General features: G+C 41.5%; 23 protein-coding genes. 7 read left to right on the forward strand and 16 right to left on the reverse strand.

Annotated features, from left to right (window positions below; all coding sequences use genetic code 11):
• Positions 1-10: 10 nt before the first annotated feature.
• The 4 genes from cysW to MN200_RS06280 all read right to left on the reverse strand — a co-directional run bounded on the left by cysW (position 11) and on the right by MN200_RS06280 (position 3,461).
• A complete protein-coding gene (cysW, locus tag MN200_RS06265) occupies positions 11-892 on the reverse strand; it encodes a sulfate ABC transporter permease subunit CysW (protein WP_058869350.1) in 882 nt (293 codons plus the stop codon).
• Positions 889-1,722, reverse strand: coding sequence for a sulfate ABC transporter permease subunit CysT (cysT, locus tag MN200_RS06270; RefSeq protein WP_004693816.1), 834 nt, complete (start codon positions 1,720-1,722; stop codon positions 889-891). Before cysT ends, cysW begins: the two co-directional genes overlap by 4 nt.
• Positions 1,723-1,807: 85 nt before the next feature.
• Positions 1,808-2,413: an alpha/beta hydrolase gene (locus MN200_RS06275; protein WP_058869351.1), complete on the reverse strand. Its 606-nt coding sequence runs from the start codon at positions 2,411-2,413 to the stop codon at positions 1,808-1,810.
• A gap of 37 nt (positions 2,414-2,450) precedes the next feature.
• Complete coding sequence (locus MN200_RS06280) at positions 2,451-3,461, reverse strand: sulfate ABC transporter substrate-binding protein (protein ID WP_058869352.1); 1,011 nt, start codon at positions 3,459-3,461, stop codon at positions 2,451-2,453.
• Between the two features lie 164 nt (positions 3,462-3,625).
• Between MN200_RS06280 and pabC the strand changes: the two genes are divergently transcribed.
• The 4 genes from pabC (at position 3,626) to MN200_RS06300 (ending at position 6,599) form a co-directional block, all read left to right on the forward strand.
• Positions 3,626-4,438, forward strand: a complete 813-nt coding sequence (pabC, locus tag MN200_RS06285; protein WP_058869353.1) for an aminodeoxychorismate lyase — start codon at positions 3,626-3,628, stop codon at positions 4,436-4,438.
• A gap of 1 nt (position 4,439) precedes the next feature.
• Positions 4,440-5,495 (forward strand): endolytic transglycosylase MltG, encoded by a 1,056-nt coding sequence (gene mltG / locus MN200_RS06290; RefSeq protein ID WP_058869354.1) that lies wholly within the window; start codon positions 4,440-4,442, stop codon positions 5,493-5,495.
• Positions 5,496-6,095 carry a dTMP kinase gene (gene tmk / locus MN200_RS06295; RefSeq protein ID WP_058869355.1) on the forward strand — a complete coding sequence of 200 codons (600 nt, stop codon included), beginning with the start codon at positions 5,496-5,498 and terminating at the stop codon, positions 6,093-6,095.
• A gap of 87 nt (positions 6,096-6,182) precedes the next feature.
• Positions 6,183-6,599, forward strand: coding sequence for a PaaI family thioesterase (locus tag MN200_RS06300; RefSeq protein ID WP_058869356.1), 417 nt, complete (start codon positions 6,183-6,185; stop codon positions 6,597-6,599).
• Positions 6,600-6,646: 47 nt separating this feature from the next.
• On the opposite strand, the gene nadB is transcribed toward MN200_RS06300, so the two are convergent.
• Entirely contained in the window at positions 6,647-8,281 is a 1,635-nt protein-coding gene (gene nadB, locus MN200_RS06305; RefSeq protein WP_017397087.1) for an L-aspartate oxidase, read from the reverse strand.
• Positions 8,282-8,510: 229 nt separating this feature from the next.
• On the opposite strand from nadB, the gene MN200_RS06310 reads away from it, so the two are divergent.
• The 3 genes from MN200_RS06310 (at position 8,511) to MN200_RS06320 (ending at position 12,126) form a co-directional block, all read left to right on the forward strand.
• Positions 8,511-9,890 carry a Do family serine endopeptidase gene (locus MN200_RS06310; RefSeq protein WP_058869357.1) on the forward strand — a complete coding sequence of 460 codons (1,380 nt, stop codon included), beginning with the start codon at positions 8,511-8,513 and terminating at the stop codon, positions 9,888-9,890.
• A 112-nt stretch (positions 9,891-10,002) separates the two neighbouring features.
• Positions 10,003-10,479 (forward strand): thioesterase family protein, encoded by a 477-nt coding sequence (locus tag MN200_RS06315; RefSeq protein WP_058869358.1) that lies wholly within the window; start codon positions 10,003-10,005, stop codon positions 10,477-10,479.
• Between the two features lie 423 nt (positions 10,480-10,902).
• Positions 10,903-12,126: a site-specific integrase gene (locus MN200_RS06320; RefSeq protein ID WP_242760345.1), complete on the forward strand. Its 1,224-nt coding sequence runs from the start codon at positions 10,903-10,905 to the stop codon at positions 12,124-12,126.
• Here MN200_RS06320 and MN200_RS06325 read toward each other — a convergent pair.
• The 11 genes from MN200_RS06325 to MN200_RS06375 form a co-directional block, all read right to left on the reverse strand.
• The gene (locus MN200_RS06325) at positions 12,115-12,366 is read right to left on the reverse strand and encodes a hypothetical protein (protein ID WP_004693796.1); all 252 of its coding nucleotides are present in this window, start codon (positions 12,364-12,366) and stop codon (positions 12,115-12,117) included. The genes MN200_RS06320 and MN200_RS06325 overlap by 12 nt on opposite strands.
• Positions 12,363-12,572 carry a hypothetical protein gene (locus tag MN200_RS06330; RefSeq protein ID WP_058869360.1) on the reverse strand — a complete coding sequence of 70 codons (210 nt, stop codon included), beginning with the start codon at positions 12,570-12,572 and terminating at the stop codon, positions 12,363-12,365. Before MN200_RS06330 ends, MN200_RS06325 begins: the two co-directional genes overlap by 4 nt.
• Positions 12,565-13,080: a hypothetical protein gene (locus MN200_RS06335; RefSeq protein ID WP_242760346.1), complete on the reverse strand. Its 516-nt coding sequence runs from the start codon at positions 13,078-13,080 to the stop codon at positions 12,565-12,567. The genes MN200_RS06330 and MN200_RS06335 overlap by 8 nt, the downstream gene beginning before the upstream one ends.
• Positions 13,081-13,321: 241 nt before the next feature.
• Positions 13,322-13,912, reverse strand: coding sequence for an HNH endonuclease signature motif containing protein (locus tag MN200_RS06340; protein WP_242760347.1), 591 nt, complete (start codon positions 13,910-13,912; stop codon positions 13,322-13,324).
• Position 13,913: 1 nt separating this feature from the next.
• Entirely contained in the window at positions 13,914-14,159 is a 246-nt protein-coding gene (locus MN200_RS06345) for a hypothetical protein (protein ID WP_010114700.1), read from the reverse strand.
• Positions 14,156-14,392 (reverse strand): hypothetical protein, encoded by a 237-nt coding sequence (locus tag MN200_RS06350; RefSeq protein WP_242760348.1) that lies wholly within the window; start codon positions 14,390-14,392, stop codon positions 14,156-14,158. The genes MN200_RS06345 and MN200_RS06350 overlap by 4 nt, the downstream gene beginning before the upstream one ends.
• The gene (locus tag MN200_RS06355; RefSeq protein ID WP_242760349.1) at positions 14,389-15,069 is read right to left on the reverse strand and encodes a 3'-5' exonuclease; all 681 of its coding nucleotides are present in this window, start codon (positions 15,067-15,069) and stop codon (positions 14,389-14,391) included. Before MN200_RS06355 ends, MN200_RS06350 begins: the two co-directional genes overlap by 4 nt.
• Before the next feature lie 12 nt (positions 15,070-15,081).
• Positions 15,082-15,819, reverse strand: coding sequence for a hypothetical protein (locus MN200_RS06360; RefSeq protein ID WP_234303763.1), 738 nt, complete (start codon positions 15,817-15,819; stop codon positions 15,082-15,084).
• Positions 15,820-15,849: 30 nt separating this feature from the next.
• A complete protein-coding gene (locus tag MN200_RS06365; protein WP_242760350.1) occupies positions 15,850-16,524 on the reverse strand; it encodes an ATP-binding protein in 675 nt (224 codons plus the stop codon).
• A gap of 44 nt (positions 16,525-16,568) precedes the next feature.
• Positions 16,569-16,877: a hypothetical protein gene (locus MN200_RS06370; protein WP_242760351.1), complete on the reverse strand. Its 309-nt coding sequence runs from the start codon at positions 16,875-16,877 to the stop codon at positions 16,569-16,571.
• Positions 16,877-17,305, reverse strand: a complete 429-nt coding sequence (locus tag MN200_RS06375; protein WP_242760352.1) for a hypothetical protein — start codon at positions 17,303-17,305, stop codon at positions 16,877-16,879. The genes MN200_RS06370 and MN200_RS06375 overlap by 1 nt, the downstream gene beginning before the upstream one ends.
• Between the last annotated feature and the right edge of the window lie 70 nt (positions 17,306-17,375).

The raw sequence follows: 17,375 nt of genomic DNA on the forward strand, positions 1-17,375 counted from the left end.
GGTCATTCCTTTAAACTGTTGAATCATTAGGTTTGTTTTGCTTTTCTTGGCGAATCTCAACCCATGTTTTTAACACAAGGGTCACAATCGCTAAAAGCGCCAAGAGTGAAGACACAGCAAAAGCCGCACTAAAGGTATATTCGTTATAGAGAATTTCGACATGCAGAGGTAAGGTATTGGTTTCACCACGAATATGACCTGAAACGACCGATACCGCACCAAATTCACCCATTGCACGTGCATTACACAGGATGACGCCGTAAATTAAACCCCATTTAATGTTGGGTAGGGTTACTTTCCAGAAGGTTTGCCAGCCTGATGCACCGAGCACAATAGCCGCTTCTTCTTCTTCAGTTCCTTGAGCTTCCATAAGCGGAATAAGTTCACGTGCAACAAAAGGAACGGTGATAAAGATTGTTGCTAATACAATCGCAGGAACGGCATACAGAATTTTGATGTCATTATCCATAAGCCAACTACCGAACCAACCTTGCGTACCAAAAATCAGCACCAGCATTAAACCCGCGATAACAGGTGATACTGAAAAAGGCATATCAATAATCGTCGTTAAGATGGATTTACCACGGAAGTTAAATTTGGCCACACACCAAGCTGCTGCAACACCAAATACCACATTTAGTGGGACTGCAATCACCGCGGTTAATAAAGTGAGTTTGACTGCGGAGAGCGTGTCTGGATGAACCAAGGCTTGTGCGTATACACCGACCCCTTGTTTAAATGCCTCAACGAACACCAAAATCAGCGGTAAGATCAAACAGCTTAAAAAGAACAGCAGAGCAATCGTAATCAGGGTGTAGCGAACCCAAGTTGGCTCACGTGTTGCATCACGCGATTGTAGCTTTTCAGCCAGTGCATTACTGTTGATATTCATCGTGCTGTTCTCCCTGTACGACGGCTTGCCCATGCTTGTAACAAGTTAATCAGGAATAAAATGGCAAAAGACAGCACCAACATGACGACTGCAATCGTGGTTGCACCTGCATAGTCATATTCTTCTAAGCGCGAAATAATCATGAGTGGTGCAATTTCTGTTTTAAACGGTTGGTTCCCGGCAATAAAGATCACTGAACCGTATTCACCGACGCCACGAGCAAAGGCAAGTGCAAAACCGGTGATGAGTGCTGGAAATAAAATCGGTAAAATCACTTTGGTCACAATCTGTAGACGGTTGGCACCTAATGCTGATGCTGCTTCTTCTAACTCTGTTTCCAAGTCACTAAGAACAGGTTGCACAGTCCGCACTACAAAAGGAATACCAATAAAAATCAGTGCCAATGTAATACCAATTGGGGTGTAGGCCACTTGAATCCCTAAAGGCTCAAGATACTGACCGATCCAACCTGTAGGCGCATAAAGCGAGGTGAGTGCAATACCTGCAACCGCGGTGGGTAAGGCAAACGGCAAGTCGACCAAAGCATCTACAATGCGTTTACCCGGAAAACGGTAACGAACTAAACACCATGCCAGAAGGAGACCAAAAACCACATTAATAAACGCGGCGATCAGGGCTGTACTAAAACTGAGCTGCAACGATTTTAAAATACGTTCTGAACTTAAAATTTCCCATAAACCATCCCAACCAATGCCTAAAGATTTAATGAAAACAGCGGACAATGGAATAAGAACGATTAATGACAAATATGCTAGGGTAAAGCCTAGAGAAAGACCAAATCCTGGCAGCACTCGGGATCGCTGCGACATGATTACTCCTCAAAGAGAGAAAGCTGACCTAAAAAGAGTCAGCTCAAATAAAACTGAATTTCGGCACAAGTATCATTTACAGTGTTTAAATTGCAAATTTAAATAAATACTTGCTTTCATTGTAAAAACTAATGTTTTTTAGCACACTTTCTGAAATCAAAAAATCATATATTTCAGGGAATGGCCCAAAACCTGACGCAACATTAATATGTCCGACTTGCCCCAAGTTCTTAGGCCTAATTTTCCATGCTTTTGCCAGTTGCAGCGCATCTTGAAAATTAAGCCAAGGATCATTTTCACTGATGATCATTTGGGTAGGAACTTGTAGCTTGACTTGGTGGAAATACTGTTGATAGTCGTTTTGGCTCTCACGAGCAAAACCAGCATCACCAAAGCGAGCAGGGTTGGCCGGCGCAACCAAAACTAAATTTTTGATTTTTTGATTTAGTTCAGGATGCTGTGCTAGAGCAGCGACTGTCGTTAAACAGCCAAAGCTATGCGCCACAATTTGAATCGGTTCCTGAATGGATTGAACCGTTTTGATAAATTGTTCAATCCACTCATGGAGTACGGGTTTATTCCAATCCTGCTGCTGGACACGAGAGCATGACTTGAGCTGACGTTGTAACCACGATTGCCAGTGGTCATGTTCACTTCCACCCACGCCAGGTACAATTACAGTATGAATCATGTCGATGCTCCCTTACAGCTATTTACTGGACTCGGTTTTATTTCGTCGTATTGGCTTTCACAATTTGGTCAAATACGCCACCATTTTCAAAGTGCTGTTTTTGTACCTTGGTCCAACCGCCAAATTCTTTATCAATGGTCACCAACTTCAACGGTTTGAATGTGGTTGCGTATTTTTTCAACACGCTTGCATTACGTGGGCGATAGAAGTTTTTCGCCGCAATTTCCTGTCCAGCAGGTGAATATAAGTAGTTGAGATATGCTTTCGCCAGATTTAGATTGCCGTCTTTTTCCGCATTCTTTTCAACAATGGCAACGGGTGGTTCTGCCAAAATAGATAGCGAAGGCGTCACGATTTCAAACTTACCCGGTTGTTCACGAATCGCTAAATGTGCTTCGTTTTCCCATGCTAAGAGAACATCACCGATACCGCGTTCAGCAAAAGTTGTGGTTGCGCCACGTGCACCTGAATCTAAAACTTTGGTATTTTTATAAATTTTACGTACAAATTCTTGTGCTTTGGCATCGTTACCGGCAGGTTGATGTTTCGCCCAAGCCCAAGCTGCTAAGTAGTTCCAGCGTGCACCACCTGAGGTTTTTGGATTTGGTGTAATAATGCCAACACCCGGCTTCACGAGGTCACCCCAGTCTTTAATGCCTTGTGGGTTACCTTTACGGACGAGGAACACGATAGTTGAAGTATATGGTGTCGAGTTATTGGGTAATTTCTTTTGCCAGTTTGTCGGTAAAAGTTTTGCTTTTTCAGCAATCACATCGATATCTGCTGCAAGAGCAAGTGTTACAACATCTGCACCTAAACCATCAATGACCGAACGAGCTTGTTTACCCGAGCCGCCGTGAGACTGTTTGAAGTTAATGTCTTGTCCTGTGCGTTGTTTCCAATAAGCGCCAAACTGTTTGTTGACATCTTCATACAGTTCGCGTGTTGGATCATACGACACGTTAAGGAAATCTTTTGCTGCAACACCAAAAGAAGTGACTGAAACTAGCGCTGCTAGTACCCCAATTTTTAACTTAGATAAGCTCATGTGAGACCTCAAATTTTAAACGTTTTTAAACATGACGCAAGAATACTGTGAGTCTTATTGCTAAAAAAATAATAAAAAATGAATTTTATATGAATAAAAAAGAAAAAGAGTTCTGCTTAGAATTCATTAAACTAAAGCAGAAAATTGTTTCAGGGTAGATTGGCATGCATTGCTATAAAAATGCACAAGAAATCAAACAAATAGAATTATTCGATCGTGCATTTCACTATGGAGATGGTTGTTTTAGTACAGCGCGTATCCGTGAGGGTGTGATCGAACTAGAGCCTCTACACATAGCACGCTTGAAATTGGCCTGTGAAAGACTCTTGTTGTCAGCAGATTTAGCCTTTATTCAGCACAGCATCGTACAATTAAAACAAGCCTATGCCCACTTAAACGGCACTCTGAAAATTATTATTAGTCGGGGTGAAGGGCAGCGCGGTTATAGTTTGCCAACACATTCTGCTGACGTTTGGGTGTTTTTCTATCCGCAAGCATCAGAGGTTTTGACATACAGCGAAATTGATTCAGGGATACTGCAACATGCGATGGGGTTAAGTATGCCGCAAATGGTGGGTGTGAAAAGCTTAAACCGTTTAGAGCAAGTCTTACTCAAGCATGAAGCAGAACAACACGGGTGGTTGGAAGCGTTGGTCACAGATGTGCAAGGTTTTGTCGTTGAAGGTGTGAGCAGTAATTGTTTCATTCTGCTAAATGATCGATGGATTAGTCCCGAACTTCGTTATAATGGCGTGCATGGTGTCATGCGTGCCGAAATATTGGCACGGATGCAGCAACAAGGAATGAGCTGTGAGCTGAGAATGATTGATATGGAAGAAATTCCACGCTTTCAAAGTTTATTTTTCTGTAATGCCTTGAGTCCTATGAAAATAGCCAAAAGTTTGAATCATCAGCATTTAGATGTTCAGCCGTGTATAGATTTGTTCCATCGTCTTCAACTTAATCAGATGCAGTAGTATGTCCGCAGCCAAAACCAAATCGAAAAAGAAAACGCAACCACCCAAACGAAAAATGAAAGGATTGTTATTGATTGCTGTGAGCATCATTGTTTTATTGATGATTGTACTGTGGTCGAGTTTATTTAAATCCTATCCTGTCGAAGGTAAAAAGCAGTTATTGGCAATTAACTCTGGCGATACCTATTCCGGTTTTATTGACCGCTTAGCCAAAGAAGACATGGCTAGTTTTCCTATTATTTTAAAGCTTTACCAAAAAATATTTATTCATGACACCTTGAAAGCCGGTGTTTATGAAGTGCGTGAAGGTATGAGTATTCGCCAAGTTTTGGATATGATTTCCAATGTCGATAATGCCGAGATGAATCGTATATTGGTGATTGAGGGGACGACCTTTAAACAGTTGATCGAGGCGTTGAAAAAGGATGCGTTGGTTAAAAAGGAAGTTTCCAATTTACCCATGGATCAGCTTTTAAAAGCCTTAGATATTCCTTATACGCATGCTGAAGGGCTTTTTGCCCCCGATACTTACTTCTTCGCCAAAGGGGAGTCAGACAAAAAAATCTTAACGGATTTATACAAACGCCAAATGAAAGCTTTAGATGAAGCTTGGGCAAACCGTGCGGCAAATTTGCCGTATAAAGATAAATACGAAGCCTTGATCATGGCCTCTATCATTGAAAAAGAAACCAATGTTGACCGCGAACTGGAGCAAGTTTCAGGTGTGTTTGCGCGTCGTCTTCAACTCGGCATGCGTTTGCAAACGGACCCGACCGTGATTTATGGCATGGGCGATAAATATACAGGCAATATTACCCGCCAAGACTTGCGTACTCCAACAGCCTATAATACTTATACCATCAATGGTTTACCTCCTACGCCAATTGCTTTACCAAGTAAAAAAGCCATTGAAGCCACCATGCATCCAGACAACAGTAAAAACATCTACTTTGTCGCAACGGGCAATGGTGGGCACACATTTAGTGAGACTTTGGAGCAGCATAATCAAGCTGTACAAGAATATCTCAGCGTTTTAAAAACCAAGAAGGATGAATAGATGTTTATTAGTTTTGAGGGCACAGAAGGTGTCGGTAAAACCACACTGATTCGCAAAATTTATGAGCATCTAGAACAACAGGGTCAGCAGGTTGTGTTAACGCGTGAGCCAGGTGGTACACCGATGGCTGAGCAAATTCGCTCGCTATTATTGTCAGTCAATCATGAAGAGTCGATGTCGAATGATACTGAACTGCTGCTGATGTACGCGGCTCGTGCACAGCATTTACAACAAGTGATCGTGCCTGCTTTAACGGAATATAAAACCGTATTGTGTGACCGTTTTAGCGATGCCAGCTTTGCTTACCAATGTGCAGGACGTGGTTTAAGCCAGTCGAAGCTGCAACTACTGAATGAGAACTTTGTCAGCCATATGCCTGATATTACATTTTGGCTTGATGCCCCGATTGAGACAGGCATGTCTCGTGCACGGGAACGGGGGGCTTTAGACCGTTTTGAACAAGAAAAAGTCACTTTCTTTGAAAAAGTCAGAGTAGGTTATCAGCATTTATGGGAGCAGTATCCTGAGCGGGTCAAACGCTTGGATGCAACACAGTCACCAGAGCAGGTTTTTACACAAGCATTGCAATATTTAAACTAAAAATAAGCCTGAAATCTTATTTCAGACTGTAGTGAAATACATTTTTCTTTTATAGTCAGTGACAAAGGACTGTATGTTGAAGGGAAAATGAAAAGTAATTTAACTGAGATTGTGGCTTTTTTAGAAAAGGAATTTCCGCAAAGTTTAGAAAAATGTCGTATCGAGTCTGTCACTGAGCGCGCAGCAACAGTTGTATATCAGGTAGATGAGCGCGATTTGCGACCGGGTGGAACTGTATCAGGCCCAACCATGATGACTCTTGCAGACTATGCATTGTATATCGCCATTTTAGGAGAAATTGGGCTGGTCGGTTTAACCGTGACCACCAGTTTATCGATCAACTTTCTAAGTAAACCTGCAGCTTCAAAAAATATCCGCGGTGAATGTAAGTTAATGAAAGTTGGCAAAGCATTGGTGGTTGGGGAAGTGTGGTTGTATTCAGAGGGTAAGGATGAACCCATTGCACATGTGGTGGGAACTTATTCTATTCCACCTAAATCCTAAAATAGTGATTGAATAAAAAAAGCCTGACGAATCAGGCTTTTTTTAAATTAGTTATTCACTAAAGGGGTTTCAACTTTAAAATTTAGAGGGGTGAGTACGGTTTTACGCAGTTCATTCGACAGTTCAGGGTAATCTAAAGTGTAGTGTAGACCGCGCGATTCTTTACGCTCCATAGCACACCGCACAATCATTTCAGAGACTAAAACCAAATTACGCAGTTCAATCAGATTTTTGCTGACTTGGTAATCTTGGTAATACTCGGTAATTTCTCGCTTCAACATTTCAATGCGGTGTAGCGCACGTTCAAGACGTTTCGTGGTACGCACAATGCCGACGTAGTTCCACATGGTTTGACGGAGTTCATCCCAGTTTTGTAAAATCACCACATCTTCATCAGGATTCATCACTTGTGAGTCATCCCAAGACGGAGCAGTTGGGGATTGGTAATTTGAATCAAAACTTTTTTCGATGTGTTCTGCTGCACTCATGCCATACACAAAACACTCTAACAGTGAGTTACTGGCCATACGGTTGGCGCCATGCAAGCCAGTATATGAGGTTTCCCCAATTGCATAGAGACCAGTAATGTCAGTTTGACTATGTTCATCAACCACCACACCGCCACAGGTATAGTGCGCAGCAGGAACAACAGGAATCATTTCCTTGGTAATGTCGATGCCGAGTTCGAGTAAGCGTGCATACAAGGTCGGAAAATGTTCTTTAATGAAACTTTCGGGCTTATGGCTAATGTCGAGCCATACGTGACGAATTCCTAAGCGTTTGATTTCATAGTCAATAGCTCGCGCCACAATGTCACGTGGGGCAAGTTCTGCGCGTTCATCAAAGCGCAACATAAAGCGTTCGCCATCGGGTAAACGTAAATAAGCACCTTCACCACGCATTGCTTCAGTAATGAGGAAAGAGCGTGCTTGCGGGTGGTATAAACAGGTTGGGTGGAATTGGTTAAATTCCATATTGGCCACGCGGCAACCCGCACGAAACGCCATGGCAATACCATCGCCCGTTGCAATGTCTGGGTTTGAGGTATACAGATAGGCTTTCATGGCACCGCCGCAAGCCAGCGCGGTGAAAGGCGCTAAAAAGGTGTGTACCTTTTCAGTCTTTTCATCAAGTGCATAGAGTCCTAATGCACGATTTTGTTCTTCTAAGCCCAGTTTTTGAGAGGTGATTAAATCAATGGCTATATAGTTTTCAAAAATGGTGATGTTGTCTTTTTCAATCGCACGCTCAACTAAGGTGGTTGAAATGGCACGACCTGTAGCATCTGCGGCATGAATAATACGGCGTTGAGAATGTCCACCTTCACGTGTTAGATGCAATTGTTCTTGATCATCAAGGGTAAACTGCACGCCGTGTTTCAGTAGAAAATCAACAGAAGGTTTACCGCCTTCAACGGTTTGCTTTACGGCTTCGGTCTCACACAAGTGAGCGCCCGCAATCATGGTGTCATCAATGTGCTGTTCGATGGAATCCGTTTCATCTAAAACAGCGGCAACGCCACCTTGTGCATAGAAGGTACTTGCATCGGTCAGGTTTGATTTTGCAAGAACAGCAATATTGAAATGTTGAGGCAACGATAAGGCCAAGCTCAGGCCTGCACCGCCACTTCCCACAATAATCACATCAAAATGATGTGTTGTGTTTAAATTAGACATGTCCATCAGCTAATTTGGAAAAAGTTCGCTAATGACAGCGCTTTTTTCACGAAAAGGCAAGGGTAAAATCTCTACAATTGATGGGAAATATAAATAAAGAACGTATTTTTTAAGCAAATTTTAAGCTCTTGTTTATACAAACATAATAGAACATATTATTACCCAAGACCGACAAAGATTATGCTAAAAACGCTAATACATAAATTGATAACAAACATATAGGTCAATACTTGATATGAAAAGTCGCGCGATACACACTGGTTTTTTTGCTGTTGCATGCACAATGGCTGCGGTGCAAACACAAGCAGCACCTGTTGATTTCTCAAACTTAGTTGAGCAAGTTAGCCCTGCGGTAGTGAGCGTCAATGTGGTTAAAAAGATGACTCAAGAAGAGTTACTGCAGCAGCAAATACCTGAGATTTTGAAGCGTTTTTTTGGTAATCAAGTCATTATTCCGCAGCAGCAAGCGCCGCAAGAAAAAACGGCTTATGGCAGCGCATTTTTTATTAGTAAAGATGGGTATTTACTGACAAACCACCACGTCGTAGAAGATGCATCGAAAGTCACGATTATGTTTAATGACCGTCGTGAACTGGATGCAACTGTAGTAGGTAGTGATGAACGAACGGATGTGGCCCTGCTTAAGGTGAATGGTACGAATTTTCCATCACTCCGTGCTGGCAATGTTGATCAATTGCGTGTAGGTGAACCTGTGCTTGCGATCGGTTCACCGTTTGGTTTTGATTACTCGGCTTCGGCAGGAATCGTGAGTGCGAAAATGCGCAATATGATGGGGGAGACATCGGTACCCTTCATTCAAACCGATGTAGCTCTCAACCCAGGAAACTCAGGCGGTCCGTTATTCAACCAACAGGGTGAAGTGGTTGGGGTGAACTCGCGTATCTTCAGTGGTACGGGCGGTTATATGGGGCTGTCTTTCTCAATTCCAATTGATGTCGCAATGGATATTGCTGACCAACTTAAGAAAACCGGCAAAGTGACCCGTTCTTATTTAGGCTTTAATCTACAAGATTTAGACCGTAATTTGGCAGAGTCTTATAATTTGCCAAAACCTGAAGGTTCATTGATTACCAATGTTCAGCCGAATTCACCTGCGCAGAAAGCGGGACTAAAAGCAGGCGATATTATTTTAAAATTCAATGGAACGCCGATTTCACGTACCTCTGAGTTATTGAACTATTTAAATCGTACTATGCCAAATCAAACGGTACAGCTTGAAGTACTGCGTGATGATAAAAAGCGTAATATATCGGCAACATTAACTACTGCACCAGATGATACACCAGCAAAATCAGATGTAGTTACACAAAGTAAAGGGCCTGTTTTAGGCATTGCTATCCGAAATTTAGCACCTGCTGAATTATCACAGCTCAATGTGAAAGGTGGTGTATTAATTCAAGAAGTGAAACGTGGCGGTGCAGCAGCACAGTCAGGTATGGCGGCTGGTGATGTGGTCACTCACATTAATAATAAAGTCGTAAAAGACACCAATGATTTTGTCCAAGCGGCATCTGAATTGAAAAAAGGTCAGGTTGCCCGCGTTGGAATCATCCGACAAGGCACACCAGCCATTTTAGGGATGCGCATCCAATAAGCGAAAAAAAACCACTCTTCGGAGTGGTTTTTTATTTTTTGCAATTTGATGATGTCTGTTATTTGCGTACACTGCCATCTTCATAAGGATATTTAGATTAAATAGAGTGTTTATGAGTAGTATTTTTGACTTAAGACTTCAGGTACAAGCAGAACATATCGACCAGTTAGGCCATGTGAATAACGTGGTTTATATGCATTGGATGCAGGATGTTGCAACAGCACATATTGATGCACTGGGTTTAGGCTTAAAAGAATATATCGAGTTAAAACATGCCATGGTTGCGGTTGAGCATCATGTACAGTACCGAAAAGCTGCATTTAAAGAGGATGAAATACTCTTACGCACATGGTTTGACGATATAAACGCATTATATTCATCGCGCCAATATGTGTTTTATAGACCCAAAGACAATAGCATTTTATTTGTTGCACAAACCAAGTGGGCTTGCGTAGAGATTGAAACAGGACGCGCGAAACGTATGTCACCTAGTTTTACCCAAGCTTACCAACCGCTTGCAAAAGATGTGAATGCCTTAGATTTTTCAATGGATTATTCAAAAAGCCCAGTGAAAAGCGAAAACATGTAAAAAAGCGTCAGAGTTGTGAAAAGGAAGCGTATTAATATGGATACTTTAAAAAAACCATCTGTTATAATCCTTCGCAATTTCTATTCGGCTTTTGTTGTGCATCGAAATTTGTCTGCATAACGCTTCATTTTGTTCAAGGTAGCCCATGGCGCAAGCTAAAAAATCTGTTGATATTAAAAATATCCGTAATTTCAGTATTATTGCTCACATTTATGACTGACATTAAGAAGCTATAAGACACAACTAGACGCATTAAGCCACGAAACACAATAAAAGCCTTTAATTAGGCTTTTTTTATGCGTCACTATAAGACACAATGAAACACTAATGGAAACTATGAGCCAACCTAAATATGTACACAACCGTGTACATATTTAGCAATATGGCACAAGTTTGGCGGATCTAGTGTGTACATGGTGATATATGGCGATTTCAGAAGCTTGGCTAAAAGCTCAACTTGGTAAAGACAGAGAAAAAATAGAAGAGTTCGCCGATCGCGATGCTATGAGCGTTCGTATTACTCCAAAAGGTAAAATCGTCTTTCAACTACGCTACAGGTATAACGGCAAGCAGCACCGACTAGATCTTGGTTCATATCCGAACTTATCATTAAAAAATGCACGCGTAGAATCAGATCGGCTTAGAGCAGAACTTGAAAAAGGGCTTGATCCAAAACAGGTAAGATTGAAAGAGAAGGTGAGTATTAGAGATGCATACACACTAGAGACTTTGTTTTATGAATGGTATGAGAAATTCTGTGTACCCAATAAATCTAGTCATAATGAGATAAAGCGCTCTTTTGAGATATACGTGCTTCCAAATATTGGAAAACAGAATAGTGATGATATAAGCGCATATCAGTGGCTTTCACTACTGGAGGATGTAGCAAAGAAATCACCTTCCATTTCAGCCCGCCTTTTGATTAATGCAAACCAGTGTCTCAAGTGGGGGCAAAAGCGCGGCTTAATCTCAGTCAATCACCTTATGAATATTTCAGCCAAACATGACCTGCGTATTGAAAAAGGCGTAAAAGAACGAGCGCTGAGTGACAAGGAAATCTATTTAACTTGGTATGCCCTAAAGCGAACCAAGATGACTTATAAAAATAAGCTGTTTCTAACACTCTTGATTATCTACGGCTGCCGCGTGGGTGAGCTTAAGCTTGCTAAAAAATCTCATTTTGATTTAAAAGAGATGATATGGACTGTTCCTCCTGAAAATCACAAAACAGGGAAGAAAAGTAAAAAGCCGATTTTAAGACCAATTACGGAAAATATTAAACCCTACTTGCTTGAAGCAATGGAATTCAGCCAAGGTTCTGAGTACTTGTTCACAATTGATGGGACTACAAGGCCGCTAGGTGAGACATCCCATCTCACAATGCCAAACAACATTTTCCAATGGCTTAAGAGGCATAAAGGTGTTGATCTGGAGCACTGGTCTGTACACGATCTTCGTAGAACTATGCGTACCAATATGTCAACGATTGCACAGCCTCACGTATGTGAGATCATGTTGGGGCATGCACTTCCAAAGATATGGGGTACATACGATAAGCATGATTATTTATCAGAGCAGAAAGAAGCCTACGAGAAGTGGGTGGATAGGCTGGAATCAATTTGGAAGAATGAAGCGCTAGATAACTAGCGCTTTTTTTTGTAGTGGCCACGACTCATACCAACCCAGTAGTTTGCCTGAATCATAGTTATTTCCTGCGCCTCTGCATTCAGAAAACGGCTTAGGCATTGGGTTTTCATAAAGCTCGCCATTCTGCCAACGGTTTAGAGTTCGTGATGACCTACCAAATATTTCCTCTAAGTCAGGAGTTTTTAGTACTGGGCGTGAACAAAGCGCCTCTTTAATAGTCATTCCTTCAAACTTATTCATAATACCTCCTTCTTAATATCAATTAACTCAAATGGCAATTTGGTGTCCAATCCCTTGCATTCATCCTTATATCCAAAACTTACAAGGATGTGATAAAGGGCAGAGGCTTGCTCCGCCGTGAATGTTTTGGTTGTGCCTGATTGACCTATAACTAGTGGTGCGAATTCTTCGGCAAGCTCTTGGGCGATAAGTTGGAGGTTAGTCATGGGTTTGCTCCTGTGCTTCGACCATTGCTTTGCAGTGTGCTGCTACTTTTTCAGCCTCAACCTTTGATTTGAATGTTTCGTAATATCCGACATCACTATTTTCTTCATCCCATTGGATTGCAGCAAAAACAGGGTCTTGATCCAGTTCATATGAAACTCGATGTTCAACTTCTACTACTTCACCAACTGGTATATCGCAAAGCCATTCAGGGTCTTCGCGGTAAATGCCTTCACTATCATCCAAATACCAAGTTTTAATTTCTTTAACTGGCACCAAAACAAACCCTTCAGGCACCGCTTGAGCTTTGGCTTGAGCCAGCGCTTCACCTTGATTTAAAAGCATCTCATCAAGGGTATTTACCTGAGTTTTCATTTGCTCGATTTTGCTAAACATCCGCTCTACGATTTCAGTAAATGTACAGCCTTCCATATTGTGATCTGCACCAAAATTACAGAGCTTATGAATCGTTTTTAAGCTTGCGATTTCAATTTTTTCTGGATTACTCATTATTCTCTCCATTGAGCAAACATCTGCGCAAAACCCTGATTTATTGTTTAAATTGCGCAAATAATTGCTCGAAATATTCATTTAACAACTGGCACAATCGTCAATTGACCGCCTGTTGTTGATTCAACCAATTTAGTGAAATAACCAATTGCATTACCCAATGTTGTTTCATCAGCTTGAGCCGGGCGCTTTATCTAAATATCAATCGCTTCTAAAAGTTTTCGCTTTTCATGCACTTCCATCACGCCACCTTCAAGTTATGCGTTTTATTTTTGATCTTCGCCATCAAGACACAGGTTTCGTTTGTTTCTGGTGTGGCAAGTTTTCGATAAGATTGATTTAAACGAACAAGCTCAGCACGGCTAATCAACATCAGATTTTCAAGTCGACAGTCTTGCTTGTTCATATTTTTAAAAACAAGAACATGGTTGTTTGGTATTTTTCCGTGGTGCTGCTCCCAAATCCAGCGGTGCTTTGATTCAAAAACATTTGGTTCAGCAACCTTTACTTCAATATAACCATCAACAGTGATTCGTTCATAACCGACAGACCTGTGATTAAGAGGTGTATTTCCTTTTTTGAAGGATGTTGAGTTCGCACCCATATAACCCTTTAAACCTTTATTCCAAGATTTTTGACCAGGTGAAAAGCATCCTGTTCGACCTGTTTTTAATCCCATGCGCAGACATTTGGCCTTGATGCTATCTACTGAAAGCTTGTAGCCAAACTTTTCATTAAATTTACAAGTTAGTTCAGTACGTGGCGTTTCCTCATGCTGACGTAAAAACATCAGCATTTCTTCGGTGTACTTAATCGCAATACCTTTCGCCATATCAAACACTCACATTCATATCACCAACAGAAATCTGCGGCGCTTCTTGATTCGTGTTAAGCCCTTTGTATTGAGCCACCAGTTTTACCGCTTCCAGTTGAGTTTTGTGTGCATCCACAATCTGCTCACTCACTTGCGACATGGTTTGAGCGCGCTTTACCTCTGAATCAAGAGTGTCTTTGTCAGCCTTAGCCAGACGATCCAACTGATCAAACAGATGCTTGTTTAAATCTTTCAATGTGCTCATGCTGCCACCTCATTAAATGGATCATGTTTCTTAAATTCTTCAAATAATTTGGCAGCTGGTCTGTTTAATCGACCGTTTTCCAAAATCATAACGCCACGTGGAAAGTTTCGATTGTTGATCTCGTGGTAAAAAGAGATAACACCAGCACGCGCCACACCTTTGTATCCAAGCTTCGCTAGCCAAATCAGAAATGCTTCACTCATGAGTGGGTAGACAAGAGTTGCTTTTTTCATAGAGTCACCAATGCTTTACGGAGGTAAGGATCTAAGTCATCTTGACGTAGCATCCAAGTCACATAACTTGGATCAAGGTCTTTAACTGCTGTGCCTTTATGCTTTCCAAAAGTTATGTACTTCGGTATACGGGCAGTTTCTGACATGATGAAAAGTGAATTCATGTCTTTAATTCCAAGCTGCTCTACTAATGTTTTTAGAATTACACCAGTGAAATAGATGTCTGCTTTAGCGTTATGGGCATGTCGAAGGTGTTTTCGTGCTAATTCCAAATCCGTCATGCAGTGGTAATACATTGCACTAAGGTTATGGGTCTCCAGATCAGGCCAAACCATTCGAGATAAAGCTAATGTGCAAATACCTTTGACAGTGAAGTCTGGCTGGCATTTCTGAATAGCTTTAATGTCATAATCAATATTGTGTCCAATCAAGTATTGAACACCTTGAGGCATCCTGAAGGTATCAAAGCTTGGCTTTTCAGCAATATCAGCTTCAAGAATGTGGTGCGTTGCTAAAGCACCCAGAGCGATAGGCTCAGGGCATGAGAAGTACTCATCAAAAACTTCCCCTTGGTTGATTACCAACACCCCTTGCTCAAAAGAGCAAGGTGCGTAAGCAATCTCAATTGGGTAACCATTCAGGTCGTGAGTTTCTGTGTCTAAAATCAATGCATTCATAGCCAATTAACCTCAGTACGGAAAATCATCTTGCTGGTTGGCACCTAACACTGGTGGCACATCATCGTAATAACCATCAAACCCGCCTTGGTTGTAACCATTATTTTGGTTAAAACCCTGGTTACTTCCACCATAACCACCACTGTTATTTTGTTGGTAGCCACCACCATTGTTGTTTTTAGGCTTACGTGTCGTGATAGGGTTAGACATAAGCGAAGCAAGTGATTTTGGTAGTGCTTCAGGTGTAGTTTTACGTTCAATAATTTCCTTGGCCATCAACTCACTTTGAGCGTGAAAGCAAGAGAAGAAATTCATCTGGTGTTTCCATTCACCGTTGTCATTTTGGTAATTTTCTCGCTGAAGCAATAAGCCAATACGCTTACCAGCAACTTCTGGAGCAACTACACAATTTTTAGTAATACGCTCTTTAGCGTCAAAGTCATATTTCTCTAAAGGTGCATTTGTTGGTGTTAGACCACGAGCACCAACACAAGCAAGCAGTGCATTAATTTTGTGAACTCCACCCAATGGAGTACCGTCTTTTTTCTCGGTCCAAATAGAAAATGAAGCAGATTCTTTATTGTCTGTTTCAAATTCAATTTCAAAACCAGTTGTACCTGATTTCGCTGTGATAAATTCCATATGCTTAATCACACCAACATATTTACCAGCTTCTTCAATACGTAGACTACTGTCTGCTTGCTTTGCTGAGTCAGGGTTAAAGCCAAATTGTTTGTATTGCTGATTCATGAAAATTACTCCAAGTTTAAATTTAGGTTATTAAGCAGATTGGTCTTGTGTTTGAATTTGAGGGTTTGGGATGCCATAGAATTCGCAAATCGACACATCCACATGGTTTAAATCGTTTTCAATATGGTCAGTTTCAAACAAGCCATCAGGGGACTTAACAGTCGAATTGCCATTGTTTTTAGTCTGGAATACGTATTGACCATTAATCACCGCAGTCTGAAGGCAAGTGGTTACCATGCCCTCAAGAGTGATTTTCTCGTCTAGCATCTTCCCAATAGTTTTGATCTTGGTTTTACCTTGAGCGTCTTCTTCGGTATGACTTAAAAGGTATACGCGCTTATGGTCATGGGCATTAATTGCTGCGTTGAACACATCCCATGCATTGCGGCCGATCTCGGTGAACTTATCAAAGCTCTTTTCAGAACTGCGACGCATGAACTCATTCGCCATAACATACTGAAGGTCATCAATAATAATGATTGGACGCTTAGATCCATTAATTACATTAATGATGAATTGAGGGTTATCAGAGACCAAAATCGAACCCTGTTTATTTTCGGGTGTGATGTATTTCCAATTAGGTGAACGAAACGGTAACGGCTTTTTGATTACTTGAATTAACAGCACATTTCGCGGGTCCAAGTTTCTTAAGCTTGTAGATTTACCAGTACCAGACTGACCAAGGATTAAAGTTGCAATACTCATTATTCATTACTCACTATTCATTATTTAAAGGGGAGGATTGGTTGCTATCGAGCACCAACCCAACCTGCGCGACGCTTGTACTCACGCCGTTCACGAAGTGGAATATGTGTGCGTTGTAGGGCGATTGCTAAGTTCTTCTTACGTTGGAATGTGCGTTCACGTTCAAAGTTTTCACGAATCCAAGGCTTGGAAACATGAACCTCAAGCGTGATTAGCTGTTCGGTACCATCCTTATTGACCACATAGATATGGCGACCTTTTTCAAAGTAGGTTGAATGGCCTAGACGCATACGAATGTTGCCTTCTTCATCTTGGCTGATGAACTCAGAAAACTTTTGAGTAGAAGTAGTCATTAGCCTGCCTCCACTAAACGATGTTTTTCGATATAACCCTTAATAAGAGCATTGAAGTTCTGATGGTCGATGTGGTTTGTGAAGTCGTTGTATGGATTGCCTAGGGCATCTGAAACGGTCACTTCATCAAGGCTGGTTACGTCTACAGCAGTGAATTCACTACCTGGTACGCCGTAGCTGTCTTCAAATGCTTCAACTTCAAAACGTGCAGTAACGCGGAAACCATCTAAACGAATAACAGCTTCGCCGTGGTTTTCACCAGTCATGCGTAATGCAAGGAGTTGATATTCAGAAGCGGCTACGTTGGCAACTACAGGTTGAGCAGCCTGCGGTGCAGTTTTAAACCCACAGCTAAGCACGCCTATTGTTACAGCAGCTACACCAAGAGATATCTTGATGCTATTGAAAGGGGATAAGGTTTTGTTCATAATTGATCTCGCAGTTTCTGTAAAAGCACACATGATTTGACGGTCGGTGTGCTTTTTTAATGTCTGTGAG

The sequence above is a fragment of the Acinetobacter sp. LUNF3 genome (assembly GCF_022699605.1).
Lineage (GTDB): Bacteria > Pseudomonadota > Gammaproteobacteria > Pseudomonadales > Moraxellaceae > Acinetobacter > Acinetobacter johnsonii.

Coding starts and splice junctions, on each gene's coding strand:
- MN200_RS06325 (WP_004693796.1), bottom strand. CDS start 12,366: ATGAATAAGTTTGAAGGAATGACTATTAAAGAGGCGCTTTGTTCACGC.
- mltG (WP_058869354.1), top strand. CDS start 4,440: ATGTCCGCAGCCAAAACCAAATCGAAAAAGAAAACGCAACCACCCAAA.
- MN200_RS06375 (WP_242760352.1), bottom strand. CDS start 17,305: ATGAACAAAACCTTATCCCCTTTCAATAGCATCAAGATATCTCTTGGT.
- tmk (WP_058869355.1), top strand. CDS start 5,496: ATGTTTATTAGTTTTGAGGGCACAGAAGGTGTCGGTAAAACCACACTG.
- MN200_RS06355 (WP_242760349.1), bottom strand. CDS start 15,069: ATGAATGCATTGATTTTAGACACAGAAACTCACGACCTGAATGGTTAC.
- MN200_RS06360 (WP_234303763.1), bottom strand. CDS start 15,819: ATGAATCAGCAATACAAACAATTTGGCTTTAACCCTGACTCAGCAAAG.
- MN200_RS06345 (WP_010114700.1), bottom strand. CDS start 14,159: ATGAGCACATTGAAAGATTTAAACAAGCATCTGTTTGATCAGTTGGAT.
- cysW (WP_058869350.1), bottom strand. CDS start 892: ATGAATATCAACAGTAATGCACTGGCTGAAAAGCTACAATCGCGTGAT.
- pabC (WP_058869353.1), top strand. CDS start 3,626: ATGCATTGCTATAAAAATGCACAAGAAATCAAACAAATAGAATTATTC.
- MN200_RS06340 (WP_242760347.1), bottom strand. CDS start 13,912: ATGGCGAAAGGTATTGCGATTAAGTACACCGAAGAAATGCTGATGTTT.
- MN200_RS06310 (WP_058869357.1), top strand. CDS start 8,511: ATGAAAAGTCGCGCGATACACACTGGTTTTTTTGCTGTTGCATGCACA.
- MN200_RS06320 (WP_242760345.1), top strand. CDS start 10,903: ATGGCGATTTCAGAAGCTTGGCTAAAAGCTCAACTTGGTAAAGACAGA.
- MN200_RS06300 (WP_058869356.1), top strand. CDS start 6,183: ATGAAAAGTAATTTAACTGAGATTGTGGCTTTTTTAGAAAAGGAATTT.
- MN200_RS06280 (WP_058869352.1), bottom strand. CDS start 3,461: ATGAGCTTATCTAAGTTAAAAATTGGGGTACTAGCAGCGCTAGTTTCA.
- MN200_RS06315 (WP_058869358.1), top strand. CDS start 10,003: ATGAGTAGTATTTTTGACTTAAGACTTCAGGTACAAGCAGAACATATC.
- MN200_RS06330 (WP_058869360.1), bottom strand. CDS start 12,572: ATGACTAACCTCCAACTTATCGCCCAAGAGCTTGCCGAAGAATTCGCA.
- MN200_RS06370 (WP_242760351.1), bottom strand. CDS start 16,877: ATGACTACTTCTACTCAAAAGTTTTCTGAGTTCATCAGCCAAGATGAA.
- cysT (WP_004693816.1), bottom strand. CDS start 1,722: ATGTCGCAGCGATCCCGAGTGCTGCCAGGATTTGGTCTTTCTCTAGGC.
- MN200_RS06275 (WP_058869351.1), bottom strand. CDS start 2,413: ATGATTCATACTGTAATTGTACCTGGCGTGGGTGGAAGTGAACATGAC.
- nadB (WP_017397087.1), bottom strand. CDS start 8,281: ATGGACATGTCTAATTTAAACACAACACATCATTTTGATGTGATTATT.
- MN200_RS06365 (WP_242760350.1), bottom strand. CDS start 16,524: ATGAGTATTGCAACTTTAATCCTTGGTCAGTCTGGTACTGGTAAATCT.
- MN200_RS06350 (WP_242760348.1), bottom strand. CDS start 14,392: ATGAAAAAAGCAACTCTTGTCTACCCACTCATGAGTGAAGCATTTCTG.
- MN200_RS06335 (WP_242760346.1), bottom strand. CDS start 13,080: ATGAGTAATCCAGAAAAAATTGAAATCGCAAGCTTAAAAACGATTCAT.